Source organism: Actinomyces ruminicola (assembly GCF_900103885.1).
Lineage (GTDB): Bacteria > Actinomycetota > Actinomycetes > Actinomycetales > Actinomycetaceae > Actinomyces > Actinomyces ruminicola.
The window spans coordinates 586925-611042 of record NZ_FNIM01000001.1 but is presented as its reverse complement, the minus strand read 5'-3'; the positions used below and the strand labels follow the sequence as shown (position 1 = coordinate 611042).

General features: G+C 69.0%; 20 protein-coding genes. 12 read left to right on the top strand and 8 right to left on the bottom strand.

Annotated features, from left to right (window positions below):
• Window positions 1-380: 380 nt before the first annotated feature.
• A complete protein-coding gene (locus BLR49_RS02585; RefSeq protein WP_092532832.1) occupies window positions 381-1127 on the bottom strand; it encodes a GntR family transcriptional regulator in 747 nt (248 codons plus the stop codon).
• 393 nt (window positions 1128-1520) lie between these two features.
• Between BLR49_RS02585 and iolC the strand changes: the two genes are divergently transcribed.
• From iolC to BLR49_RS02540, 9 genes are all read left to right on the top strand, one after another.
• Entirely contained in the window at window positions 1521-2510 is a 990-nt protein-coding gene (gene iolC, locus BLR49_RS02580) for a 5-dehydro-2-deoxygluconokinase (RefSeq protein WP_092532829.1), read from the top strand.
• Between the two features lie 13 nt (window positions 2511-2523).
• Window positions 2524-3402: a Cgl0159 family (beta/alpha)8-fold protein gene (locus BLR49_RS02575; RefSeq protein WP_092532826.1), complete on the top strand. Its 879-nt coding sequence runs from the start codon at window positions 2524-2526 to the stop codon at window positions 3400-3402.
• On the top strand, window positions 3399-4286 hold the full coding sequence (gene iolB, locus BLR49_RS02570) for a 5-deoxy-glucuronate isomerase (RefSeq protein ID WP_092532823.1): 888 nt from the start codon (window positions 3399-3401) through the stop codon (window positions 4284-4286). The genes BLR49_RS02575 and iolB overlap by 4 nt, the downstream gene beginning before the upstream one ends.
• A 66-nt stretch (window positions 4287-4352) precedes the next feature.
• A complete protein-coding gene (iolD, locus tag BLR49_RS02565; protein WP_092532820.1) occupies window positions 4353-6260 on the top strand; it encodes a 3D-(3,5/4)-trihydroxycyclohexane-1,2-dione acylhydrolase (decyclizing) in 1908 nt (635 codons plus the stop codon).
• An 85-nt stretch (window positions 6261-6345) separates the two neighbouring features.
• Window positions 6346-7839, top strand: coding sequence for a CoA-acylating methylmalonate-semialdehyde dehydrogenase (locus BLR49_RS02560; RefSeq protein ID WP_092533427.1), 1494 nt, complete (start codon window positions 6346-6348; stop codon window positions 7837-7839).
• Between the two features lie 256 nt (window positions 7840-8095).
• Window positions 8096-9037 (top strand): sugar phosphate isomerase/epimerase family protein, encoded by a 942-nt coding sequence (locus tag BLR49_RS02555; RefSeq protein WP_092532817.1) that lies wholly within the window; start codon window positions 8096-8098, stop codon window positions 9035-9037.
• Window positions 9038-9124: 87 nt separating this feature from the next.
• Complete coding sequence (locus BLR49_RS02550) at window positions 9125-10135, top strand: Gfo/Idh/MocA family protein (protein ID WP_092532814.1); 1011 nt, start codon at window positions 9125-9127, stop codon at window positions 10133-10135.
• A 35-nt stretch (window positions 10136-10170) separates the two neighbouring features.
• On the top strand, window positions 10171-11043 hold the full coding sequence (locus BLR49_RS02545) for a sugar phosphate isomerase/epimerase family protein (protein WP_092532811.1): 873 nt from the start codon (window positions 10171-10173) through the stop codon (window positions 11041-11043).
• A gap of 169 nt (window positions 11044-11212) precedes the next feature.
• Window positions 11213-12667 (top strand): sugar porter family MFS transporter, encoded by a 1455-nt coding sequence (locus BLR49_RS02540; RefSeq protein ID WP_092532808.1) that lies wholly within the window; start codon window positions 11213-11215, stop codon window positions 12665-12667.
• A gap of 95 nt (window positions 12668-12762) precedes the next feature.
• On the opposite strand, the gene BLR49_RS02535 is transcribed toward BLR49_RS02540, so the two are convergent.
• The 3 genes from BLR49_RS02535 to BLR49_RS02525 form a co-directional block, all read right to left on the bottom strand.
• The gene (locus BLR49_RS02535) at window positions 12763-13626 is read right to left on the bottom strand and encodes a sugar phosphate isomerase/epimerase family protein (RefSeq protein ID WP_092532805.1); all 864 of its coding nucleotides are present in this window, start codon (window positions 13624-13626) and stop codon (window positions 12763-12765) included.
• An 83-nt stretch (window positions 13627-13709) separates the two neighbouring features.
• Window positions 13710-14711, bottom strand: a complete 1002-nt coding sequence (locus BLR49_RS02530; RefSeq protein ID WP_092532802.1) for a Gfo/Idh/MocA family oxidoreductase — start codon at window positions 14709-14711, stop codon at window positions 13710-13712.
• Between the two features lie 195 nt (window positions 14712-14906).
• Window positions 14907-15923 (bottom strand): LacI family DNA-binding transcriptional regulator, encoded by a 1017-nt coding sequence (locus BLR49_RS02525; protein WP_092532799.1) that lies wholly within the window; start codon window positions 15921-15923, stop codon window positions 14907-14909.
• Between the two features lie 209 nt (window positions 15924-16132).
• On the opposite strand from BLR49_RS02525, the gene BLR49_RS02520 reads away from it, so the two are divergent.
• The gene (locus BLR49_RS02520) at window positions 16133-17287 is read left to right on the top strand and encodes a zinc-binding dehydrogenase (RefSeq protein WP_092533425.1); all 1155 of its coding nucleotides are present in this window, start codon (window positions 16133-16135) and stop codon (window positions 17285-17287) included.
• A gap of 154 nt (window positions 17288-17441) precedes the next feature.
• On the opposite strand, the gene iolE is transcribed toward BLR49_RS02520, so the two are convergent.
• From iolE to BLR49_RS02505, 3 genes are all read right to left on the bottom strand, one after another.
• Window positions 17442-18368, bottom strand: a complete 927-nt coding sequence (iolE, locus tag BLR49_RS02515; protein WP_092532796.1) for a myo-inosose-2 dehydratase — start codon at window positions 18366-18368, stop codon at window positions 17442-17444.
• A gap of 57 nt (window positions 18369-18425) precedes the next feature.
• On the bottom strand, window positions 18426-19622 hold the full coding sequence (locus tag BLR49_RS02510) for a Gfo/Idh/MocA family protein (RefSeq protein ID WP_092532793.1): 1197 nt from the start codon (window positions 19620-19622) through the stop codon (window positions 18426-18428).
• Between the two features lie 455 nt (window positions 19623-20077).
• Window positions 20078-21085 carry a LacI family DNA-binding transcriptional regulator gene (locus BLR49_RS02505; protein WP_245690326.1) on the bottom strand — a complete coding sequence of 336 codons (1008 nt, stop codon included), beginning with the start codon at window positions 21083-21085 and terminating at the stop codon, window positions 20078-20080.
• A gap of 326 nt (window positions 21086-21411) precedes the next feature.
• Between BLR49_RS02505 and BLR49_RS02500 the strand changes: the two genes are divergently transcribed.
• The gene (locus tag BLR49_RS02500) at window positions 21412-21660 is read left to right on the top strand and encodes a mandelate racemase (RefSeq protein ID WP_092532791.1); all 249 of its coding nucleotides are present in this window, start codon (window positions 21412-21414) and stop codon (window positions 21658-21660) included.
• 98 nt (window positions 21661-21758) lie between these two features.
• Here the strand turns inward: BLR49_RS02500 and BLR49_RS02495 are convergent, their stop codons facing one another.
• Window positions 21759-23138 carry an MFS transporter gene (locus tag BLR49_RS02495; RefSeq protein WP_092532788.1) on the bottom strand — a complete coding sequence of 460 codons (1380 nt, stop codon included), beginning with the start codon at window positions 23136-23138 and terminating at the stop codon, window positions 21759-21761.
• A 98-nt stretch (window positions 23139-23236) separates the two neighbouring features.
• Between BLR49_RS02495 and BLR49_RS02490 the strand changes: the two genes are divergently transcribed.
• Window positions 23237-23974, top strand: coding sequence for a sulfite exporter TauE/SafE family protein (locus BLR49_RS02490; RefSeq protein WP_092532785.1), 738 nt, complete (start codon window positions 23237-23239; stop codon window positions 23972-23974).
• Window positions 23975-24118: the final 144 nt, after the last annotated feature.

The window sequence follows — 24118 nt, the reverse complement described above, 5'->3', positions numbered from 1 at the left end:
CCGCGTGCTTGCGAGCTAACCGGCGTCCTTGGGTCTGCCCGGCCGTAACTGGGAGCGCCGGCAGCCGCGACGGCGCGGCACTTCCTGCGACGGTTCGGCACTCGGGGGCGCTGTATTGTCTCCGCGGTTCCGGGACGCGCGACTTCGCCTCGCGCACACGACTTCGCCTCTGAGACACGCGTTTTAGGCGGTTTGCACGCATAGAACCCATGCAAACCTCCAGAACTCGTGTATATGGCGCGAACACGTGTTCATGGTGAGTAACTGCGCGCGGTGCTGGGAACGGGGGCGTCCGCCGCCAAGGCGGCGGTACCTACGCCGCCATATCGACCGATCTGGGCACGTGACTTCTACCGATCTCGGCGAGGGGGCGGGGCTGGTCAGCCGGTGAACAGGGAGGTCTCGAAGGAGTAGCGCGAGGCGCGGTAGATGTGGTCGCCGTACTCGATCACGCGGCCGGTGGCGTCGTAGGTGGTGCGTTTGGCCGTCAGCAGCGCGGCGCGGCGGCGCTCATCCAGGGCGTCGGCCTCCTTGGCGGTGGCGTTGCGCGCGCCGATTACCTGCTTGGCGGTGGCAGGGGTGATTCCGCGTGCGCGCAGCAGGTCGTACAGGCCCGCCTGCTCCAGTTCCTCCCGGGCTGGTGCGGTCGAGGCCGGCAGGAGGTTGTCCATCAGAGCGATTGGCTCGCCGTCCGCGCTGCGCAGCCGACGCACATGGGTGACCTCGGTGCCGGGGGCGACCTCCAGGCGGGCCGCCTCCTCCTCGCTGGCCGGGTGCGTGGTGTACTCCAGCAGTTCGGTGGAGACCTTGTGCCCGGCGGCGGTCAGGTCGGACAGCAGGCTGGACAGTTCCATCGGGCGGCGCACGTGCGGGGAGGCGACCACGGTGCCGGCGCCGCGTCGCCGTGAGACCAGTCCGCGGTCTGCCAGGGACTGCAGGGCCTGGCGTGCGGTGGGGCGGGAAACCTGCAGGCGCTTGGCCATTGAGACTTCGTCCTCGATGCGGGTTCCCGGCGCCAGCTCACCCTCCAGAATCAGCGCGCCTAGGGCTTCCGCTATCTGGGCGTATAGCGGAAGCCCGCTGGAGCGATCGATGGTGATCTCTGGCTGGTAGGGCGTATCCGACATGCAGACTCTCTGAAAGGGTGATCGATAAACACATCGTACGGCGCCGCGGTGGTTCGCGGGGCGATGGTGGGGAATCGACTTTGACTCGTTCATGTAGCGGCCCTGCGCGCATGGTCGAGGCGGGGTCGCCCCCGTGGCTCCAGCGCCCGCACCGCCGTCCTCGGTCGTCCGCCGCCGGCTTGTATTCCCTGAGCGTCGGCGCAGCCATGCGCCGGGTGCCCACCTGCTCCGCCGGGGCCTGCCCGGGGCGCGCCTCGGATCCGAAGGGCCCGTCAATTTGTTCGGACAAACCCCTTGACTGGTGAAGTGGATCTGAGGCAGGCTTCTCACAGCGGGTCCTCGCGGGCGCAGGTGTGCGCCCCGCCCCAATGATGTGGAAAGGGAGAGACCACCATGACCGCTCCGTCGAGCACGCCACCACTCGATGTGCTGACCATCGGGCGCTGCGGCATCGACATTTACCCGCTTCAGATCGGGGTGGGACTGGAGGACGTGGAGAGCTTCGGCAAGTTCCTGGGGGGAAGCCCCACCAACGTCGCCGTGGCCGCCGCGCGCTACCGGCACCGCTCCGCCGTGATCACCGGGGTCGGCGACGATCCCTTCGGACGCTTCGTCTGCTCGGAGATGCGCCGCCTGGGGGTCTACGACGACTATGTGGTTACCAAGTCAGACTTCAACACCCCGGTCACTTTCTGCGAGATCTTCCCGCCGGACAACTTCCCCCTGTACTTCTACCGCGAGCCCTCCGCGCCCGACCTGGAGCTGAACGAGGACGACATCCCCGGCGATGCCGTCCGCGACGCCGCCATCTTCTGGATCTCCGCCACCGGCCTGAGCAAGGAGCCCTCGCGCAGCGCCCACCACGCCGCCCTGGACCTGCGCGAGCGCAAGCAGCACACCATCATCGACCTTGACTACCGCGCCATGTTCTGGAAGGACGAGGCCACGGCGCACCGCGAGGTCTCCGCCGTCCTGCCGAAGGTCACCGTCGCCATCGGCAACCGCGAGGAGTGCCGCATCGCCGTAGGCGAGACCGAGCCGGACAAGGCCGCCGACGCGCTGCTGGAGGCCGGCGTCGAGCTGGCCATCGTCAAGCAGGGGCTGGAGGGCACCCTCGCCAAGACCCGCGAGGAGCGCGTCGAGATTCCGGTCACCCCGGTGGTCACCAAGAACGGTCTGGGCGCGGGAGACGCCTTCGGCGGCGCCGTCTGCCACGGTCTGCTGTCCGGCTGGAGCCTGGAGAAGACCATCTTCGCCGCCTCCACAGCCGGCGCCATCGTCTCCTCCCGGCTGGAGTGCTCGACGGCGATGCCCACCGAGCCCGAGCTGCTCGCCCTCATGCGCACTCACCGAGAACTCGTGCCCGCGCTGACGGAACTGTGAGGAGGAACCGTAGATGTCCGAAACGCCCCTGACCGACCGGATCGTCGCCATTCGCGCGCACGAGCCCGAGCGCATCGCCCAGGTTCTGGCCGATCGTCCCCGCGGCGCGCTGCCCGACGGCGACGGCAGGCTGATGATCATCGCCTGCGACCACCCCGCACGCGGGGCGCTCGCGGCCGGTGCCGATCCCATGGCCATGGCCTCCCGGGAGCAGCTGCTGGCGCGCTGCGTCACCGCCCTGTCCCGCCCCGGCGTGAACGGCTTCCTGGGCACCGCCGACCTGATCGAGGACCTGGCCCTGCTGGGCGCCCTGGACGGCAAGCTCGTCTACGGCTCCATGAACCGCGGCGGCCTGGCCGGCGCCGCCTTTGAGATGGACGACCGCTTCACCGGCTACGACGCCGCCGGGGTGGCCGACGCGGGTCTGGACGGCGGCAAGATGCTGCTGCGCATCAACTACTCCGACCCCGCCACCGCCGACACCCTCGCCGCCTGCGCCGCCGCCGTCGACGCCCTGGCCGAGCGCGGGGTCATGGCCATGGTCGAGCCGTTCATCTCCCGCTGGGAGTCCGGCCGCGTGGTCAACGACCTCAGCTCCGATGCCGTCATGACCTCCATGGCCATCGCCTCCGGCCTGGGCCGCACCTCCGCATACACCTGGCTCAAGCTGCCGGCGGTGGATGACATGGAGCGAGTCATGGAGGCCTCCACGCTCCCCGCCCTCATCCTGGGCGGGGCCGTCTCCGCGGACGCCGACGCCGCCCGGGAGTCCTGGGCCAGGGCACTCGCCCTGCCCACCGTCAAGGGGCTGGTCATCGGCCGCTCCCTCCTGTTCCCCCCAGACGACGACGTTGCCGCCGCCGTCGACAACACCGTAGGACTGCTCTCATGAACACCACCGCCCCAGCCGCATCCGACATCTACGTGCCCGCGGGCTCCAGCGGGCACGACGCCCTCACCGTCGACGTCGATCCGGCTCGCGCCGGGTGGACCTACTCCGCGTTGCGCGTGTGCGTGCTCGCTCCCGAACGCTCCGCCACCCTGGAGACCGGTGAGTTCGAGCTGCTGGTGCTGCCGCTGGAGGGGGGCGCAACCGTGCTGGTGGATGGGCGGCCCTACGAGCTGGCGGGCCGCACTGGCGTGTTCGAGGAGATCACCGACTACCTGTACGTGCCCCGTGGCAAGACCTTCACCATCACCTCCCACGGGTGCGGGCGCTTCGCCCTGCCGGCCGCCGTCGCCTCCCGGGACCTGCCGGTGGCCTACTACGGCCGCGACCAGGTGCGCACGGACCTGCGCGGCGCGGGGGACTGCTCCCGGCAGGTGAACAACTACGCCCTGAACAACGGCGTGGAGACCTCTCACCTGCTGTGCTGCGAGGTGCTCACCCCGGGTGGCAACTGGTCCTCCTACCCGGCCCACAAGCACGACGTCGCCTCCGCCGACGAGCGGGAGCTGGAGGAGATCTACTACTTCGAGATCCGCTCCGCCCCCGACGGCACCCCCGGCTTCGGGCTGCACCGCACCTACTCCTCCAGCCCCGACCGCCCCATCGACCTGTGCACCGAGGTGCGCCAGGGAGACGTCGCCCTGGTCCCATACGGCTACCACGGCCCGTGCGTGGCCGCGCCCGGCTACGACATGTACTACCTCAATGTCATGGCCGGCCCGGCCGAGGACCTGGTCTGGCTCGCCCCCGACGACCCCGCCCACCACTGGATCCGCGGCACCTGGGAGAGCCAGGAGATCGACCCGCGGCTGCCCATGACGCGCTGACGCTCAAACCCGACCAGCACCAACCAACCCCGACTAACCCCGATCAGCACAGATAGAGAAACACACATGAGCAATGAAGCCTATGCCGGCACCATCCGCCTGACCGTCGCGCAGGCCACCATCCGGTTCCTGTCCAACCAGTACTCCGAGCGCGACGGCGTCGAGCAGCGCTTGATCGCCGGCGCCTTCGGCATCTTCGGCCACGGCAACGTCGCCGGCATCGGCCAGGCGCTGCTGCAGAACGAGGTGGCGCCGCTGGAGGGCGAGGAGCCCATGCCCTACATCATGCCCCGCAACGAGCAGGGCCAGGTGCACGCGGCGGCCGCCTATGCCAAGACCAAGAACCGGTTGCAGACCTACATGTGCACCGCCTCCATCGGCCCCGGGTCGCTGAACATGGTCACCGGCGCCGCCCTGGCCACCACCAACCGCCTGCCCGTGCTGCTGTTCCCGTCCGACCAGTTCGCCACCCGCGTGCCCGACCCGGTGCTCCAGCAGCTGGAGGACCCCACCACGCTGGACATCACCGTCAACGACGCCTTCCGGCCCGTCTCCCGGTTCTTCGACCGCATCAACCGCCCCGAGCAGCTCATCCCCTCCCTGCTGAACGCCATGCGGGTGCTCACCGACCCGGCGGACACCGGCGCCGTCACCATCGCCATGCCGCAGGACGTCCAGGCCGAGGCACACGACTGGCCGATCGAGTTCTTCCGCAAGCGCGTGTGGCACGTGCGCCGTCCCGTGCCCGAGCCCGCGGCCCTGGAACGCGCCGTCGCCATGATTCGCGCCGCCAAGCGGCCGCTGGTGATCGCCGGCGGCGGGGCCATCTACTCCGAGGCCTCCGCGCAGCTGCGCGCCTTCGCCACCGCCACCGGGATTCCGGTGGCCGACACCCAGGCCGGCAAGGGCGCCATCAACTTCGACCACCCCTGCGCCGTCGGCGGCGTGGGCTCCACCGGCGGCGACTCCGGCAACCACCTGGCGGACAAGGCCGACCTGATCATCGGCGTCGGCACCCGCTACTCCGACTTCACCACCGCCTCCAAGACCCAGTTCAAGAACCCCGACGTCAAGTTCGTGAACGTCAACGTCGCCGCCTTCGACGCCGCCAAGCAGAGCGCCGAGATGGTGGTGGCCGACGCCCGCGAGGCCCTGGTGGCACTCACCGACGCCCTGGCCGACTACCACGTGGAGCCCGCCTACACCGAGGAGATCGCCCGCGAGCGCGAGGCCTGGTTCGCCGCCACCGACAAGTGCTTCCACCTGGGCCACGCGCCGCTGCCCGCCCAGACCGAGGTCTTCGGCGCCCTCAACGAGCTGCTCGGCGACGAGGACGTGGTCATCAACGCCGCCGGCTCCATGCCCGGCGACCTGCAGGCCCTGTGGCAGGCCCGCACCCCCACCCAGTACCACGTGGAGTACGCCTTCTCCTGCATGGGCTACGAGATCCCCGCCGCCCTGGGCGTCAAGCTCGCCCGGCCGGAGAGCGAGGTCGTCTCCATCGTCGGGGACGGCACCTACCAGATGCTGCCCATGGAGCTGGCCACCGTGGCCCAGGAGGGCATCAAGGTCATCTACGTGCTGCTGCAGAACTACGGCTTCGCCTCCATCGGCTCCCTGTCCGAGTCCCACGGCTCCCAGCGCTTCGGCACCAAGTACCGTCGGCGCGGCCAGGGCGGACACCTGCAGGACGAGGACAAGATCGCCGGCGTGGACATCGCCGCGAACGCCGAGTCCTGGGGCCTGAGGGTCTACCGGGTGAGCACCATCGCGGAGTTCAAGGAGGCATACGCCCAGGCGCACGCCGGGGACGAGGCCGCCATGATCCACATCGAGACCGACCTGTACGGCCCGAACCCGCCGGCCTCCTCCTGGTGGGACGTGGTGGTCTCCAGCGTGTCCAACCTGGAGTCAACGCAGAAGGCGTACGCGCAGTACGTAGAGGACCGCAAGCCACAGCGCCACTACCTGTGAGCGACTGACCTCCCAATACCTGAACCAAGCCTGAAACAACCCCAAGGAGTCAGCGATGACACAAAGCACGCCAGCGGCCTCCGGGCTGCGGACCATCACGCACTGGATCGACGGCAAGCCCTACGAGGGCAGCCCCATCGGCCGCTTCCCGGTGGAGAATCCCGGCACCGGAGAGGTCGAGGCCGAGCTGCTGCAGGCCTCCGACGCGGATCTGGACTACGCCGTCGAGGTGGCCACCCGGGCGCAGAAGGAGTGGGCCAAGTACTCCCTCGCCAAGCGCACAGCCATCATGTTCCGCATGCGCGACCTGGTCCTGGAGCACCAGGACGAGATGGCCAGACTGATCGTGGCCGAGCACGGCAAGAACTACTCCGACGCGATCGGCGAGATCCAGCGCGGCCGCGAGACCCTCGACTTCGCCACGGCCATCAACCTCGCGCTCAAGGGCGAGTACTCCTACGACATCTCCACGGGCGTGGACATCCACACCCTGCGCCAGCCGGTCGGCGTCGTCGCGGGCATCTGCCCCTTCAACTTCCCGGCCATGGTGCCCATGTGGATGCACCCGATCGCCATCGCCACCGGCAACGCCTTCATCCTCAAGCCGGCCTCCATGACGCCCTCGGCGGCCCTGCTCACCGCCGAGCTGTACCAGGAGGCGGGCCTGCCCGACGGCGTCTTCAACGTGGTCTCCGGCAACCGCAAGATGGTCACCAAGGTGCTGGAGCACCCCGGGATCAACGCCATCTCCTTCGTGGGCTCCACCCCGGTGGCGCACATCGTGCAGGACACCGGCGTCACCCACGGCAAGCGGGTGCAGGCGCTCGGCGGCGCCAACAACCACGCCATCGTCATGCCCGACGCCGACCTGGACTTCGCCGCCCAGCACATCTCGGCCGCCGCCTTCGGCGCCGCCGGTGAGCGCTGCATGGCGCTGCCGGTCGTCGTCGCCGTCGGCGGGATCGGCCCGGACCTGGCCCGGCGCGTCAAGGCGCACGCCGAGCGGATCAAGGTCGGCTACGGCATGGACGAGGGCGTGGAGATGGGTCCGGTGATCGACGCCAAGTCCAAGGAGAAGATCATCGGCCTGATCAATGAGGGCGAGTCCAAGGGCGCCGAGGTGGTGCTGGACGGCCGTGGCCTGGTGATTACCGGCCACGAGAACGGCCACTTCCTCGGCCCCACCATCGTCGACAACGTGCCGCTGGACTCCGAGCTGTACCGGGAGGAGGTCTTCGGCCCGGTCCTGGTGATCGTGCACGCGGACAGCTATGACGAGGCCATTGGGATCGTCAACTCCTCGCCCTACGGCAATGGCTCGGCCATCTTCACCAACGACGGCGGGGTCGCCCGGCGCTTCCAGCTTGACGTGGAGGCGGGCATGGTCGGCATCAATGTGCCGATCCCGACGCCGGTGGCCTACTACTCCTTCGGCGGTTGGAAGGAGTCCCTGCTCGGGGATACCCACATCCACGGCCCGGAGGGCGTGAAGTTCTACACCCGGGCCAAGGCGGTCACCTCCCGCTGGCCCAGTGAGAAGACCTACGCGGCCACCATGTCCTTCCAGCGCGAGGAGTAGCCCGGTCGGCTCCGGGAAGACGGGTGCGGTTCCTGCCGGCGCGCCCCCGCAGCGACCTGTGACTGCGGGGGCGCGCCGTCTCTGCGCGGGTTCGCGGGCGGCGGGGGCGCCTTCGCAGATCCTCAAATTGTCCGTACAAATCTCTGGCGTTTCGGATCTGGAGCCGTTACACTTGTGATCGTCCGAAACGATTCGGGCGGCCGGGCCGGGTCCTATTGCCGGACCGCGCAATCGATCAGAACTCTCAGGAGCGACAATGACGTCAACCGCCTCGAAGGCTGTCAACACCAACGATCCGAAGTACTCCAAGCTCACCATCGGCGTCTGCCCCGACCAGTGGGGTGTCTGGTTCCCCGACGACCCCAAGCAGATGGACCCCCGCCAGGCCTGGGAGGAGATGGCCGAGGCGGGCTTCGAGGTCATTGAGACCGGGCCCTGGGGCTACTTCCCCACCGACCCCAAGGAACTGCAGAAGTGGTGCGACGAGTTCGGCATGCGCGTCGTCGCCGGCACCGGCTGGGGCATTCTGCACAAGGCGGAGGCCTGGCCCGAGACGGTCAGGCACTTCCGCGAGATCGCCGAGACCCACGCCGCCGTCGGCGCCGAGTACATGGTCCACCTGCCCCCGCTGTACCGCGACGACAAGACTTGGGAGTGGACCGACGACCGCGTCCTGTCCGACGACGCCTGGAAGCTGTACGTCGAGCACGCCAATGCCCTGGGGCAGATGCTGCTGGACGAGTACGGCCTCAAGATGGTGCTGCACCCGCACGGCGACTCGCACATCGAGACCCCCGAGGAGATCGCCCGCATCTTCGACGCCACCGACCCCACATACGTCAACCTGTGCCTGGACTCCGGGCACGTCGTGTACGGCGGCGGTGATCCGGTCGAGCTGTGCAAGCAGTACCCCGAGCGCATCACCTATGTGCACATCAAGGCCTTCGACGAGGACATCACCCGCGAGGCCCACGAGAAGGACTGGCCCTTCGGGGAGGCCGTCACCAAGGGTGCCTCGGTCTGCCCACCCGCCGGCCTGCCCGAGATGCACGCCTTCGTCGATGCGCTCGCCGAGCTGGACAAGCCGATCTACTGCATCTGCGAGCAGGACTGCTACCCCTGTGACCCGTCCTTCCCGAAGCCCAACGCCATCAACATGCGCAAGTACCTGGCCGAGTGCGGCCTGGGCCTGGCCTGACCGACGCTCGCCCGGCGGCCCCGGGTGGGCCGCCGGGCGCACCCGCAAACCTTCACCTTCAAAGAATCCTCAAGGAAGAGAGAAATCATGACCGTTCGCATTGGCCTGATCGGCGCCGGCGGCATGGGCCGCGCCCACCTCGCCCGCATCACCAACGAGCTGTCCGGCGGCGAGGTCGTCGCCGTGGCGGACATCAACCACGACGCCGCGGTCTCGGCCGCCGAGCCCTACGGCGCCAAGGTCTACGACACCTCCGACGAGCTGGTGGGCGACCCCGAGGTCGACGCCGTCGTCATCGCCACCTTCGGCAAGGTCCACGCCCCGGACGTCATCAAGTGCATCGAGGCCGGAAAGTACGTCCTGTGCGAGAAGCCCCTGGCCACCACCGCCGAGGACTGCATCAAGATCATGGAGGCCGAGCAGAAGGCCGGCAAGAAGCTGGTCACCGTCGGCTTCATGCGCCGCTTCGACGCCGCCTACAACGAGATGAAGGCCGTGCTGGAGGCGGGCGAGAACGGCCAGGCCCTCCTGGTGCACAACCGCCACCGCAACCCCTCGGTGCCCGAGTCCTACACCTCGCGCATGGCCATCGACGACACCGCCATCCACGAGATCGACACCATGCGCTGGTTGCTGGGGGAGGAGATCGTCAAGGTGCGCGTCGAGCGCCCGAAGTCCACCACCCACCGCTTCGAGCACCTGATCGACCCGGTCGTGGTGGTCATGTACACCGAGTCCGGCGTGCGCATCGACGACGAGGTCAACGTCAACCTGCAGTGGGCCTACTCCATCGAGTGCGAGCTCGTGCTCGAGACCGCGGCGGTGCGCCTCGGCGACCAGGAGAAGATCCACATCCGCGACGCCCACGGCAACCGCAACGCCATGTGCCAGTCGCACATCGACCGCTTCCAGGGCGCCTTCAACCGCGAGTTCCAGGAGTGGATCAACGCCGTCGCCCGCGACGAGCACACCGGCTCGACCTCCTGGGACGGCTACGCCGCCACCTCCGTCGTCGACGCCGCCGTCGCCTCCCTGGAGGACGAGACCTCCCCGCTGGTCGACGTCACGCTCATCGACAAGCCGGACTTCTACGCCTGACAGTAGGCGGGAAGGCGAACCGAAAGGAGAGACCCATGGTCGACATCGCACTCGACCCGAACATGTACTACTTGAGCATGTCCACCGCGGACACCCTGCACAAGGCTGCCGAGCTCGGGTTCAAGTACGTGGAGCTGTCACCCAACAACGAGTTCCACCTCTGGCACCACTACCCCAAGGCCGATCGGGCATTCATCGCCGAGCTCAAGCAGGCGGAGAAGGACTCCGGTGTCAAGGTGCGCACCCTCAACCCCGTGTTCAACTGGTCCTCGCCCGACGAGGCCGAGCGGCAGGCGCAGGTGCGCAACTGGCGGCGTCTGCTCGAGCTGGCCGACGCCTTGGACGTGCGCGACATCGTCTCGGAGTTCTCCGGCGACCGCAACCGCGCCAGCCGTTCGGAGCAGCAGTGGTACAAGTCCATCGAGGAGCTGATGCCGCACTTCGAGAAGTACGGCATCCGCCTGAACATGGAGGCGCACCCCTACGACTTCGTGGAGCTGCATGACCGGGCCCTGGAGCTCGTGCGCAGCGTGGACAAGGACTGGCTCGGGTACGAGTACTGCTGCCCGCACACCTTCCACCTGTCCGACGGCGCGGGCGACGCCGACCGCATGATCCGCACCGCCGCGGCGGCGGGCAAGCTCCGGGAGGTGCACGTCTCCGACGGCTTCAACCACCGCATCAACGACGGCAATCGGTACATCATCAACCCGCCGGGTGCCGACGTCACCGTCCACCAGCACAACGCCATCGGCAACGGCGAGGTCCCCTGGGAGCAGGTGTTCTCGACGCTGCGCGAGGTTGAGTTCGACGGCGTGGTGTCCGTGTGCATCTTCGGCTGGCACGAGTGGGCCGACGAGTACAACAAGGCCGCGCTGGAGCGCCTGACCCAGGAGCTCGGCGCCTGACCCCGGGGGGTGGCCGCTGCGCGGCGCGCAGCGGCCACCCCCTGAGTCAATACCTGCCGCTACCGGCAATCAACAGGTGGGGCGAAGCAGTCGCGAAAATATGTCCTGACAAATAGTCGCTATTCGTGCTAGCGTTGGTCTCACCGTACGATCCGACAAAGGAGTCAATGTGTCGCATAGTCCAACCGCCACCGCACAAGCCGGTGGCGCCAAGCTGCCCCCGCTCACGCCCGGTCCCTACCGTGCCCGTCTGACCGTCGTCGCCCTGATCGCCACGCTGGGTGGCCTGCTCTTCGGCTACGACACCAGTGTCATCAATGGCGCCCAGAGCTTCATGGAGCAGCCCGACCAACTGAACCTCACCCCGCTCGGCGTCGGCATCGCCGTCAGCTCGCTGCTGTTCGCCAGCGCAGTCGGCGCCCTGACCGGCGGACGCATCTCTGACAGGATCGGTCGCAAGACCACGATCACCGTCATGGCCTCGATGTTCATCGTGGGCGTGGTGGTCGTCGTCGCCGCCGTCAACCTGCCCATGCTGGCGCTCGGTCGCGTCATCCTGGGGCTCGCCGTCGGCTCGGCATCCGTGGTCGTGCCGGTCTACCTGGCCGAGCTCGCGCCCTACGAGATCCGTGGCTCGCTGGCCGGCCGCAACGAGATGATGATCGTGACCGGCCAGCTCCTGGCCATCATCATGAACGCCATCATCGGCAACATCTGGGGCGAGCAGTACCCGTGGGTATGGCGCGTCATGTTCACGCTTGCGGCCATCCCCGCCATCCTCCTGCTGCTGGGCGTGACCCGCCTGCCCGAGTCCCCCCGCTGGCTGGCTGACAAGGGGCGTGAGGAGGAGGCCCTAAAGATTCTGGATGACCTGCGGCCCGAGGGGAGGGCCGAGCCCGAGCTGGCCGAGATTCAGGCCGCCAGCAGGGAGGAGGCCAGCCGGGTCAACATGAGCGTCAAGGAGATCTTCTCCAACAAGAACCTGGTGCGCATCGTCCTCATCGGGTGCGGTATCGGCTTCTTCCAGCAGACCACCGGCATCAACTCCATCCTGTACTACGGGGAGAAGGTGCTCGAGCAGTCGGGGTTCTCCAGGAACGGCGCCCTGATCGCGAACATCGCCCCAGCTACCATCTCGGTGATTGCCGCAATCATCGCCCTGCAGATGATGGATCGCTTCTCCCGGCGCAAGACCTTCCTGTGGGGCTACGGGCTGGTTGCGGTCACGCACGTGCTCATCGCTACCGCGGCCGGCGTGCTGCCGGAGGGCGGCGCCAAGCCCTTCGTGCTGCTGGCGCTGATCGTGTTCTTCGTCGGCTCCATGCAGCTGTGCCTCAATGTGGCCACCTGGGTGACGCTCTCGGAGATCTTCCCACTGAAGATGCGCGCCTTCGGCATGGGGCTGTCGGTCTTCGTCCTGTGGATGACCAACTCCTTCCTGAGCCTGTTCTTCGACAGCATTCTCCGCGCTGTCGGGCTGTCGATGTCCTTCATCGGCTTCGCCGTCCTCAACGTCATCGCCTTCGTGTTCTTCTTCCTGTTCGTACCCGAGACCAAGGGGCGCACACTGGAGCAGCTGGAGGCCGACGTCATGAGCGGCGCGCTCTTCAAGCGCGGCAAGTAGTCCGGCGTCGATGTGCCGAGACCTGCACCAGTGACGCGCCCCAGCCGCCCGGGAATGTCCGGGTCGGCTGGGGCGCGGCCGTTCAGGCGGTGCGTTCAGGCGGTGAGGATCCGCATCTCGTTCAGCAGCGTCTGGGCCACCAGGTGGAAGTCCAGCTCGGCGGAGTGGTCGTGGAAGATCTCCGAGCAGTACCAGCCGTCGTAGCCGGTCGCCTTGACGGCGTCGACCCACTCCTGCAGCGGGATGGAGCCGCCGCCGGTCCACACGTTGCGGGACACGCCCTGGTCGGGCACCTCGCCGGCCGGCACGGGCAGGCCGTCGCACACGTGGACGGCACTGATCAGGTCCTTGTCGAGCTGGGCAACCTCCTCCGGGGTCGAGCCGGTCACCCAGAAGTGCCAGAAGTCGACGACGATCTTCGCGTTGGGCCGGTTGATGCGCTCCAGAATCTCCAGGGCCTGGTTCACGTGGCACACCGGAGCCCAGCCGAGCGGCTCGAGGAACAGGTCCAGGCCGTGGTCGGCGGCGATGTCCGCCGCCAGCGCCACGTTCTTGGCGGTCTCCGCGATTACCTCCGCCTCGGGACGGCCGAGCAGCCCGCGGAAGCGGGGATCGTCATCGGCCAGGCGGCCCGCCTTGAAGTCCTGTACGACGGTGACGTCGACCGGGCCGGTGCACATCTGCATGGCCGGGGCGCCCACGACCTGGCCGACGTGGGCGAGCTTCTCCGCCTCGGCGCGGAAGGCCTCGGGCTCGGCCTCCTGCAGGGCGCCGATGCCGGAGACCTCGATGCCCTCCAGGTGCGGCAGCAGCGACTCGGGGGAGAAGCCGGCATCGAGGTAGCGCCACAGCTTGGGGCTCTGCAGCTCGATGCCCTCGAAGCCGACGTCCTTGGCGACGGTGATGTCGTTGAGGGCGGTGCCGTGGAAGGTGGAGGTGACATTCATGGACAGTTTCATGGTTGATCTCCTTCGATCGGGATGGTGGTGGGCCAACTCGGGGCCCGCCGGTTTGCGGGTGGACTATCGGGACGTCGACGGCATTACAGGCCCTCGGGGATGGCGACCGGCTGATGAGTGCGCAGCGACTGTGTGGCCGCCTCGGCGATCACCTGGGCGCGCAGGCCGTCATCGAGCGGGGCGGGCATCGGGGCGGAGCGCTCCAGGGCATCGACGAAGGCGTCCAGGCTCTTGCGGTAGGTGCCGCGGATGCGCTCGAACCAGCCGGCATCGAGTCCGTTGGTGCGCAGTTCGCCGGGCCCGTAGTGGTTCACGAAGCCGGTGCGGTGGCGGGCGGCCTCGACCATGCGCACCGAGCCGTTGACCTCGATGCGCTCGTCGTAGCCGTAGCCGATGCGCCGCTGGGAGTCGATCTGCACCAGCGCGCCGTTGACCAGCCGCAGCACGGCCACGGAGGTGTCGACGTCGCCGACCTCGGCCACGGCCGGGTCCGCCAGGGCGGCGCCGGCGACGTACACCTCCACCGGCTCCAGGCCGGTGATCCAACGCAGCAGGTCGAAGAAGTGCACGGTCTGGTCGCGCATCTGCCCGCCGGATACCTCCAGGTAGGCGATTGGCGGCAGCGAGGGGCCGCGGGTGGTCATGGAGACGAGCTCCACCTGGCCGACCTCGCCGGACTGGACGGCGTCGTGTACGGCCGCGTAGGCGGCGTCGTAGCGGCGGTTGAAGTCCATCATCACGGGGATGCCGGCCGCGCGGGCGGCGGCGGCCGCGTCGCGGGCCACCTCCAGGGACAGGTCGATGGGCTTCTCGCAGAAGACGGCCTTGCCTGCGGCGGCGGCGCGCTTGAGAAGGTCGGCGTGAGTATTGGTGGAGGAGGCAATCAGGACGGCATCGATGGCCGGGTCGGTGAAGACGGCGTCGACATCATCGGTGGCGGCGGCATCGTAGCGGTCTGCGATTTCGGCGGCGCGGGAGGCATCAACGTCGAAGACGCGGGCAAAGTCGACGTTGGGTTGGGCGGCGAGATTCTCGGCGTGGACACGGCCGATGAAACCGGCGCCCAGGAGGGCGAAGGTTTGCATGAGGATTCCTTTCGGGACTGCCCAGGCTCAGGCGGGTCGGGCGCTGTCGTCGGAGGCCGGGCGGCGGCGTTGCCGGGCGGCTGAATCCGCGTGATTCACACGCGTGAATTCACGGCATCATCCTCGCGCGTTCCCAGCGGGGCGTCAACCCCCCTCGGTGGATTCCCCCTCGGCGGGGCGGCTGGGGGCGTGTGGTCATGCGGTGGAGGAGGCGCGGATGACCAGGTGCCCCTGTGTCGGCACGTCCTGCGCGGCCGGCGGCCTGCCCGGCGTACGGGTCAGGGCGGTGGCGCGCTCGACCAGGAGCCGCACCGCCTCGCGCGCCATCTGCTGATCGGGCTGATCCAGGCTGGTCAGGGCGAACTCGGTGCGTCGGGCCAGGTAGGTGTTGTCGTAGGAGGCAAGTGGTATGCGCCCCCCGCCCTCGTGTCCCAGCTTGCGCAGCACGGCGACGGCGTCAATGGCGAGCATGTCATTGTGCGCGATCAGCCCCATCTGTGGCGTGCCGGCGCCCAGCAGCCTGCGAATGGCGGTGCCGGCGTCGTCGGCGCTCGCCTCCTCCGTGGTCAGGGTGAGCCCGGCCTGGTGGGCGGCCCGGGCCAGGGACTCTTCACGGGTCGCTCGGGAGGCGTCGTCGCCGATCCTGGGGGCGACGTATCCCAATGAGCTGACCCCCTGTGAGACCAGGTGGGAGACGATCTGCTCCGCGGCATGACTCTCGTCGATGTGCACGGAGTCGACGTGCCCGCCGGGGGAGCGCCGGCCGATCAGGCAGGTGGGTGCCTCCTCGCCGAGTGCGACCAGCTGCGCATCCGTAAGCCAGGGGGAGACGAGGATGATTCCGAGGACGCGCACGCCCAGCAGGGAGTCGATGGCTCGTTTCAGGCGCTCCTGATCCTCGGCTCCGACGGTGACGAAGGCGGTCAGCCCCTGCTGGGCGGCGGCGTCGTCCAGTGAGCGCGAGACCTGCTCGAAGAAGGCGTTGCGCAGGTTGGGCAGCACCAGGCCGATGGTGTTGGAGCGTTGGCGGGCGAGGGCGGAGGCCGCCGCGTTGATCCGGTAGCCGAGGGATGCGGCCACCTGCAGAATATGCGCGCGCGTCTCCTCAGCGACCTTGGGGGAGCCGCTCAGCGCCAGGGAGACGAGGCTGCGGGAGACGCCGGCGGCCGCGGCGACGTCCGACTGCGTGACGTCGTGGCCGTTGGCGGACATGGTGCTCCCTCCCGCCTGTGCTCACAGGCGAACGAGAGGGACTCTAGTCGATGCAGGAGGCGTGCCGGTGTTGCGGTTGGGCGTGCCTGCGGCGGGCCTCGCAAGCGCGACACTATTTGTCAGGACAAAGGCTCGTTGGTGTGGTAGCCTGAATGCAGGCCACGCGCCGGGGGCGCGATCGTCGCGTCCGCTTCGAGAGAGACACCCACATGACGAGCAACGAAGCAGTCCACAACACCACCATCCCCGAGACCATGCGCGCCGCGGTGCTGCGCGACCCCGAGGTCGGCCTGGAGGTCGAGATCATCCGCACTCCTCGTCCGAAGAACGGGGAGGTCCTGATCAAGGTCGCCGCGTGCGGCCTGTGCCACTCCGACCTTCACGTCATCGGCGGAGCCATCGCCTTCCCCCTTCCGGCCGTGCTCGGCCACGAGGTCACCGGCACCATCGTCGAGCTCGGCCCCGGCAATGAGCACACCGGCTTGAAGGTCGGGCAGAACGTCGCCGGCGGCTTCCTCATGCCCTGCGGCCAGTGCGAGGCCTGCGCTGCCGGACACGACGAGCTGTGCGGCCCCTTCTTCGGCCTCAACCGCCTGCAGGGCCTCCTGTACGACGGCACCACCCGCCTGGCCACCCTCGAGGACGACCCCATCTACATGTACTCCATGGGTGGCCTGGCCGAGTACGCGGTGATCCCGTCCACCTCCGTCGCCCCCGTCCCCGACGCCCTGGACCTCGTCCCCGGCGCCATCCTCGGCTGCGCCGCCATGACCGGCTACGGCGCCGTGCGCCGCGGTGCTGACCTGCGCTTCGGGGAGACCGTGGCCGTTGTCGCCACCGGCGGGGTGGGTACCAATATCGTGCAGGTCGCCCGCGCCTTCGGCGCCAGCCAGGTCATCGCCATCGACGTCTCCGACGACAAGCTCGCCCCCATGCCCGGCTACGGCGCCACCGCGGTGGTCAACTCCGTCACCCAGGACGCGCGCGAGGAGGTCCTGAAGCTCACCGGCGGCAAGGGCGTCGACGTCGCCTTCGAGGCGCTCGGCATCCCCGCCACCTGGAAGACCGCCCTGGATGTCCTGGCAGACGGCGGCCGCATGGTCCCGATCGGCCTGGGGGCCGGCGTGCAGACCGCGCAGGTGGAGATCAACCGCACCGTGCGCCGCTCGCAGAAGATCCTCGGCTCCTACGGCGCCCGCACCCGCCAGGACCTGCCGGCCGTGGTTGACCTGGCCGCCCGCGGGGTCATCAACTACAAGGACGTCGTCTCCCGCCGCTTCCCGCTCGAGGAGGCCGGCACCGGCTACGAGGCCCTGCGCAACCGCGAGATTCAGGGCCGCGCCGTGGTGGACATGAGCCTGTGAGACCGGGGCTCCGGCAGGCGCCGTATCCGACGACGGCGCAGGCTGAGACGCTATGAGACGCTATGAGACGCCATGAGCCGCCGCGAGGCCCCCGGGGGTCCATCCCCGGGGGCCTCGCGCTGTGAGTGGTGTTGGCGGGCGGACGCCGGACCGCTCAGAGGGGCAGCAGCGTGGACTCGATGTAGGCGCGGGCCTTGGCGCCGTACTCGTGCGGGTTGGCGATGGCCGGGTCCTGCTCGGCCTCCACCAGGATCCAGTCCCGGTAGCCGTGGTCGATCAGGAACCGGTAGGGCTCGGTGAAGTCGATCATGCCGTCGCCGGGGACGGTGAACATGCCCGCTAGGAAGGAGTCCAGGAAGGAGCGCTCCAGCCGCTTGGACTCCTCCAGCTTCTCCGGGCGCACGTCCTTGAAGTGCACGTGCGCCACGCGGTCGATGGTGGCCTGAAGCAGGCCCATGACGTCGCCGTCGCCGACGAAGGCGTGGCCGGTGTCGAACAGGAGGCTGACCTTGTCCGGGTCGGTCAGCTCCATGAGCTTGATGGTCTCGGCCTTGGTCTGGATGACCGTGCCCAGGTGATGGTGGTAGACAAGCGTGAGCCCGTGCTCCCCTGCGATCTCGCCCAGACGGTTCAGGCCCGCGGCCAGCACGGGCCACTCCTCCTCGGTGAGCACCGGCTTGTTGGTGAAGATGCACACGTCGCGCCTGCCCTGCACGGAGCCGGTCTGCTCGGAGACGACCACGCGGGTGGCGCCCAGGTACTGCAGGTACTCGCAGGTGGCGGTGAACTCCGGGATGACGGCGTCCACGCCGTCGCGCACGATGAAGGAGGAGAACCACTGGGCGACGATCTGGATGCCGCGGGCGTCGGCGCGCTGTTTGGCGACCTCCTTGGGCGGGAACCAGCCGGCCACCTCGGTGCCGTGGTAGCCCAGGTCGGCCAGGTCCAGCAGCATGTCCTCCAGGGTGTTGAAGGCGCCGACCTCCTTGATGTCGTCGTTGCGCCAGGCGATGGGGTGCATGCCCCAGGTGATGCCGTGGGGGTCGTTAATGGCGGTGGCGGGGTCGAGGCGGAAGCTCATGAGATCTCCTTTGATGTGGTTGGGGTGGATCCGTAGTGGTGGTGATCGGGGGTGGGGTCAGGCGTCGAAGGTGGTCCGGCCCTCGACGCGGGCGACGTCGTGCCACTGGCCGTCGGCGGCGGAGGCGACGACAGCGGCGTCTACCTCGGCGGCGCACCAGGCGTCCGCGGCGGAGGGGGCGTGCTGCTCGCCGGTCAGGACGGAGCGGACGAACTGGGCGGCCTCGATGGACTTCAGGTCGTCGAAGCCCATCGAGGTGCCGATCGCGGGCTGGTAGCGGTGCCACTCGCCCCAGGCGGGGCCGGCCATGGCGCGGCGGTAGCCGTGGGTGGGGCCGCCGTCGACGCCAAGGCAGACCTCCAACTCGTTGAGCCGTTCGAAGTTCCAGCGGGCCGAGCCCTCGGTGCCATAGACCTCCACCACGTACTCGGCGCGCGGGCCGACGCTCACGCGGGACGACTCCATGGTGGCCACGGCGCCGGAATCGAAGCGGGCGAGCATGCCCACATAGTCCTCGTTCTCCACCTCGCCGACCTCGTCGCCGATCTCGAAGCCGGAGTGGCCGATGCCCACCTTGGTGGGGATGGGGCGCTCCTTGATAAAGGTGTCGGTCAGGGCGGTCACCGAGGAGATGCGGCCGATCAGGTACTGGGCCAGGTCCGCCCCGTGGCTCATCAGGTCGGGGACGACGCCGGCACCGGCCTTCTCCCGGGAGGCGCGCCAGGTCAGCGGGCTGCGGGGGGAGGAGTTGTAGTCGGCGATGAACCAGACGCGGGCGTTGGTGATGCGGCCGAGCTTCCCGGAGCGGATGAGCTCGCGCATGTACTCGATGGCGGGTACGTGCCGGTAGTTGAAGCCGACGCAGGTGACCAGGCCTGCGGCCTCGGCGGCGCGGGCGATGTTCTCGGACTGCTGCGCGGAGGTGCCCATCGGCTTCTCGATCCAGAAGGGCTTGCCGGCCTTGGCGGCGGCCAGGGCGATCTCCTCGTGCAGGAAGTTGGGGGAGGCGATTGATACCACCTCTACCTCGGGGTCGGCCAGCAGCTCGTGGTAGTCCGCGTAGGCGCGCTCGAAGCCCAGGTCCTCGACTGCGGCCCGCTGCGCCTCCTCGATCGGGTCGGCGGCGGCCACGAGGCGGGCCTCGACGCCCAGCTCGGGGAAGCGCTCGGACAGGGCGCGGTAGCTGCGGGAGTGCAGGCGGCCCATCCATCCCAGGGAGATGACTCCGACTCCCAGCTTGCGTTTGGTGCTCATGGGTGACTCCTTCGCCGACCGCCGTGGTCGGCATCGTGGTGAGCAAACAGGACAATCAGTGCGGTAACACGCGTCAGCGATGACGTGGGAGCAGTCTATGTGCCGTCAATTTGTCCTGTCAAGGGGTGAGGTGGGTCGGAGGGTTGAGGAGGGCTTGGCCGGCTCCGGCGGGTGATGGCGGGGGCTAGGTGCGGGTCCTCTATGGCCGCCGCCCGCCCCTTGTCTTCGTCACCTGCTTTCGCCGGACGAATGCCGAACAAATCACGACCTTGGGGTACGTTCCACGACCACCCCGGGGTCGTGGAACGTACCCCAAGGTCGTGCAGTGTCGCCAAGGTCGTGCAGTGCGCCCCGGGCGGGGCTGGGCTGGGCGAGGTGAAGGTGGCGCCACCAAGGTCGTGGAGCGCGCGGCGGTTCCGCGTGGGCCGGCGCGATCTGGGGTGACCGTGGCGGCGTCAGCGACGGGCGGTGGAGGCGCGCTCGACCAGCTGTGCGGGGACGACTCGATGGAAGGCCGAGTCGCTGTCAGGCGTCAGTAGCGCCTCGAGCGCACCGGCCGCCAGCAGGTCTGGGTTCTGATCGATGCTGGTGATGCTCAGTTCGGCGCGCTCGGCCAGGGAGGTATTGTCGTAGGAGGAGACGCCCAGCTGCTGGGGGATGCTCAGCCCCAGACTGAGTCCGGCGGCGACGGCGTCGATCGCGAGTAGGTCGTTGTAGGCGATCAGGCCCAGCGGCCCCCTTCCGGTGTCCATGGCTCGGGTGATACCCGACCTGATGCCGGCGTCGGCGTCGACCTCGATGAAGTCGATTCCGGCGCTAGCCGCAGCGGTACGGCACTCCTCAAGCCGTTCGCCCAGGATGGCCTCCCGCAGCCGGGCGGCGGGGGAGAGGAAGGCCAGGCGGGTGTATCCCTGGGAGATCAAGTGCTCGACGGTCAGGCGCGCGGCGTCGGCCTCGTCCAGGCGGACCGTGGCGATGTCGGCCGACTCCGGCAGCGTGCGGTCGATTACGCACAGGCGAACCCGTTGCCCCAGCTCCCCCAGCTCCCCGGCACTCATGGAGGTACCCGGCAGGATCAGACCGGCCGGACGCAGCGACAGCACGTCGTCGATGGTGGAGCTCTCCAGATCGTCAGCGAGGTCTGAAACCAGCGCCACCAGGGTGTAGCCGGCCTGCTTCGCGCGGCGGCGCAGGGCCCGCAGCAGCAGGTCGAAGAACGGGTTGTCCAGGTAGGGGAGGACGACCGCCAGGCGCCGGGAGTGCCGGGCGGCCAACTCCGCGGCGGCGGCGTTCGGGTGGTAGTCCAGGCGTGCCGCGGTGTCCAGGATGCGTTGGCGCGTCTGGTCCGACATTCGTCCCTCTCCCTTGAGCGCAAGGGAGACCAGCCCGCGGGACACTCCGGCGGCGGCGGCGACATCCTGCTGGGTGGCGTGGGTCTGTGCCGGACGCGGGGTGGGGAACACGGCTACTCCTGTACGTCCCGTGGCGGGCGGGAATGGACCACCTCAGGATAGATGACGGGCTCCGGCGGCGATTCGGCGTCGAGAGAGTCCTGTGGGCAGGGCTGCGGCAAGGGGAGGTGGGTCACGGTGGAGCTCGGGCGGGAGTGGCGAGCCGGTTGCTCGCCGGGAGTGATGCGCTTATCAGTAGTTTGTCTTTACAAAGTGTCGGCGGGGTTCCTAATGTACTGCCTGCCGGCCGACCAGGCCGGTACCGACCGCCAGGTCGGGCACACCGCTGTGCGGGCCGCCCGACCGGTTCCGCACAGGAACCGGAAGGAGAAGCCGCCATGAACGCTCCCGTCGTCGACGCCGTCGCCGCCACCCCGCAGTCCGCCGCCACCCCGCAGGACGCGTCCAAGGCCGCCGACCTGCTCACCTTTCAAATAGGAATGGCGACCGTAGTCGCGGTGCTGTTGGTAATGACCATTGTCGGCATGATCGTCGCCTCCGAGCCCCTGCTCATTGCGTCGGGCCTGTTCACCGTCGTGGCCGCCCTGGTCAACGCCAGCACCGGTGTGAACCTCCCGGCGGCCTGAGGCTGTACCGCACCGCGCCACCGGCAACCCGGACGCGGCGGGAGATCCGTGAGCCCATTATTGAGCGCCGACCCGATGGTCGGCGCTTCTCACTGTCTTCAGCGCAGTGCCTCCAGGGCGCACGGCAGTGCTGCCACCGCAATCAGCAGGCTGAGAACCTGGCAGCTGAGCACGACGCCGACCGCTGCCTGCGGGGGCGTGAGTGCCAGCAATAGCGCCGGCGCCAACACGGCCGCCAACTGCACCAGGGGCCTGATCGCGGCAATGGCCCGCCGCTGCGAACGCAGCAGCCACGGGGGGACGAGCGGGTCGATGTTGCCGGTGCAGGCCGGCGCTACGGCCGTGAACTGGCAGGCCACCAGCAGCACATCCACGCAGACCAGCAGTGCCATCATGCCCGCCCCGTGGAGCGTATCGGCCAGCGCCAGCAGCGTGATACCGAAGGCGGATACGCCGATGCCGACAAGAATCCAGGCGTAGGCGAAGTGGTTGCCGCGTCGGCCGGTGCCCAGTAGCGCGACCGCCACCCAGGCCAGCGCCAGCGCTGCGGCGACGCCGAGGGGCAAGTGCGCGGGGCCTGACCCGGCGGTGCCTCCGGCCATCGCCCCGGCCGCCTCCGCCATAAGCGCCGGGCCCAGGCACAGCGCCGCCACCCCCAGCGGCAGCGCCTGCACCACCTCGAGTAGTAGCCCGGCCGCGACCGTGCGCCGCACGCGCGCGATCGACAGGTCGCCGCGGCCAAGCGGATGCTGCTCGTCCCGGGTGCCGGTGTCCATCATCACCCAGTCGATGCCGACCGCGGCCTCGAGGCTGCCCAGCATTCGCTGCAGCGCCGCGTAGGCGGACTCCAAGCGTCCTTGCGCCGCATACCAGTGCGGCGTCTCCGGCAGGGTCAGTGCCAGCAGCAGGGAGACCATTGCCGCCAGTTGGGGGATCAGCCATGCGCAGACCGCGCTCTGTCCGGGGGCCAGCCGCTCGCCCAGGGCTCCGGCCAGAATCGCGAGCCCGGCGCCCGCCGGGGCGGCGGCGCGTACGCGCGGCATCAAGCGGCGGTGTCCGTGTTCGGCCAGCTCGTGGGCGAGCTTGGGCACCACGATCGCGTAGCCGCCGATCCCCAGACCGACGACGCCGATTCCCGCGACCCGCAGCAGCGGCCGGTCGCACACGGCCACGAGGCAGCCGACCGTGGTCAGGACCGCGCATGCGAGCACCGCCGGACGGCGCCCGCAGGCGTGGGAGATGAGGTCCAGCGCGGGCGCGCCTACCAGAGAACCCAGCGGCAGGGCCGCCAGCGTCAGCAGGATTATCGGCAGCGCCTCGGTGCCGGCGGCTCCGTGGGCGGTCAGAGCGGCTCTGGCAGCGGCGTCCCCTGCCAGGGATATGCCAATCGCTCCCCAGGCGGCGCCGGCGGCGAGCGCGGAGCTGACGAGCAGGGCCCGCAGGCGCCTTTGCGCCGGGGTGCGTACAGCGGTCGCCATTAATCGCCTTCCTGCCGTGAGGAGCGCGCCCGGTGATGCGCCCAGGTGTGCGATCCTGGGACTGGGCCGACGCGGGGCTCAGGTTTTAGGATGCCTTTGTGCTGACATTGTTGTCCACTCCGTCATGGATCATACTCATCATCGCCGCCGCCGCCATCGGCCTGGCCAAGACCGCGCTCCCGGGCGCGGCCACGCTCGCGGTCGCCCTGTTCGCCACCGTGCTGCCCGCCAAGGAGTCCACCGGCACCATGCTGGTGCTGCTGCTGGTGGGCGATGTGCTGGCGATCATCATGTACCGCCGTGACGCCGACTGGGGCACCCTGCGGCGACTCGTGCCCGGGGTGCTCGCGGGCGTTGTGCTCGGTGCCCTGTTCCTGCGCCTGGCCTCCGACGAGGCCACCAAGAGGTTCATCGGCGTGCTACTGATCGCCCTGATAGCCATCACGCTTTTGCTCATGCGGCTGCCCCGGCCGCCGCAGCTCCAGGGGCGGGTGGGTCGCGCCGTCTACGGCACCCTGGCCGGATTCACCACCATGGCGGCCAACGCCGGCGGGCCGGTCACCACCATGTACTTCCTGGCCTCCCGCTTCTCGGTGCTCACCTTCCTGGGCACCACCGCCTGGTTCTACTTCATTGTCAACCTGGTCAAGCTGCCCTTCTCGATCGGCCTGGGCATCATCCGCCCCGACACGCTGTGGGTGGACCTGGCACTGGTACCGGTGGTCGTGGTCGCGGCGCTCGGCGGGCGCTGGCTGGCCGCGCACATGAACAACCAGGTCTTCGACCCGCTGGTAACGGTGCTCACGGTCCTGTCTGCCGCCTACCTGCTGGTGTGAGGCCGGGGCTGACGTCTCTGGCGCGCGACCAACGGGCCCACAGGAGGCGGGCGGCGACCGCGGACGCCGTCGTCGTCGCGGCTGGCGATGCCGCTATCCTGTGCCGGTGACGACAACTCCCCATGGTGCCACCGGTGACGAGGA

Bases quoted from the DNA above. Each gene is read 5' to 3' on its own strand.
- BLR49_RS02585 (WP_092532832.1), bottom strand. From the start codon at position 1,127: ATGTCGGATACGCCCTACCAGCCAGAGATCACCATCGATCGCTCCAGC.
- iolC (WP_092532829.1), top strand. From the start codon at position 1,521: ATGACCGCTCCGTCGAGCACGCCACCACTCGATGTGCTGACCATCGGG.
- BLR49_RS02575 (WP_092532826.1), top strand. From the start codon at position 2,524: ATGTCCGAAACGCCCCTGACCGACCGGATCGTCGCCATTCGCGCGCAC.
- iolB (WP_092532823.1), top strand. From the start codon at position 3,399: ATGAACACCACCGCCCCAGCCGCATCCGACATCTACGTGCCCGCGGGC.
- iolD (WP_092532820.1), top strand. From the start codon at position 4,353: ATGAGCAATGAAGCCTATGCCGGCACCATCCGCCTGACCGTCGCGCAG.
- BLR49_RS02555 (WP_092532817.1), top strand. From the start codon at position 8,096: ATGACGTCAACCGCCTCGAAGGCTGTCAACACCAACGATCCGAAGTAC.
- BLR49_RS02550 (WP_092532814.1), top strand. From the start codon at position 9,125: ATGACCGTTCGCATTGGCCTGATCGGCGCCGGCGGCATGGGCCGCGCC.
- BLR49_RS02545 (WP_092532811.1), top strand. From the start codon at position 10,171: ATGGTCGACATCGCACTCGACCCGAACATGTACTACTTGAGCATGTCC.
- BLR49_RS02535 (WP_092532805.1), bottom strand. From the start codon at position 13,626: ATGAAACTGTCCATGAATGTCACCTCCACCTTCCACGGCACCGCCCTC.
- BLR49_RS02530 (WP_092532802.1), bottom strand. From the start codon at position 14,711: ATGCAAACCTTCGCCCTCCTGGGCGCCGGTTTCATCGGCCGTGTCCAC.
- BLR49_RS02525 (WP_092532799.1), bottom strand. From the start codon at position 15,923: ATGTCCGCCAACGGCCACGACGTCACGCAGTCGGACGTCGCCGCGGCC.
- BLR49_RS02520 (WP_092533425.1), top strand. From the start codon at position 16,133: ATGACGAGCAACGAAGCAGTCCACAACACCACCATCCCCGAGACCATG.
- iolE (WP_092532796.1), bottom strand. From the start codon at position 18,368: ATGAGCTTCCGCCTCGACCCCGCCACCGCCATTAACGACCCCCACGGC.
- BLR49_RS02510 (WP_092532793.1), bottom strand. From the start codon at position 19,622: ATGAGCACCAAACGCAAGCTGGGAGTCGGAGTCATCTCCCTGGGATGG.
- BLR49_RS02500 (WP_092532791.1), top strand. From the start codon at position 21,412: ATGAACGCTCCCGTCGTCGACGCCGTCGCCGCCACCCCGCAGTCCGCC.
- BLR49_RS02495 (WP_092532788.1), bottom strand. From the start codon at position 23,138: ATGGCGACCGCTGTACGCACCCCGGCGCAAAGGCGCCTGCGGGCCCTG.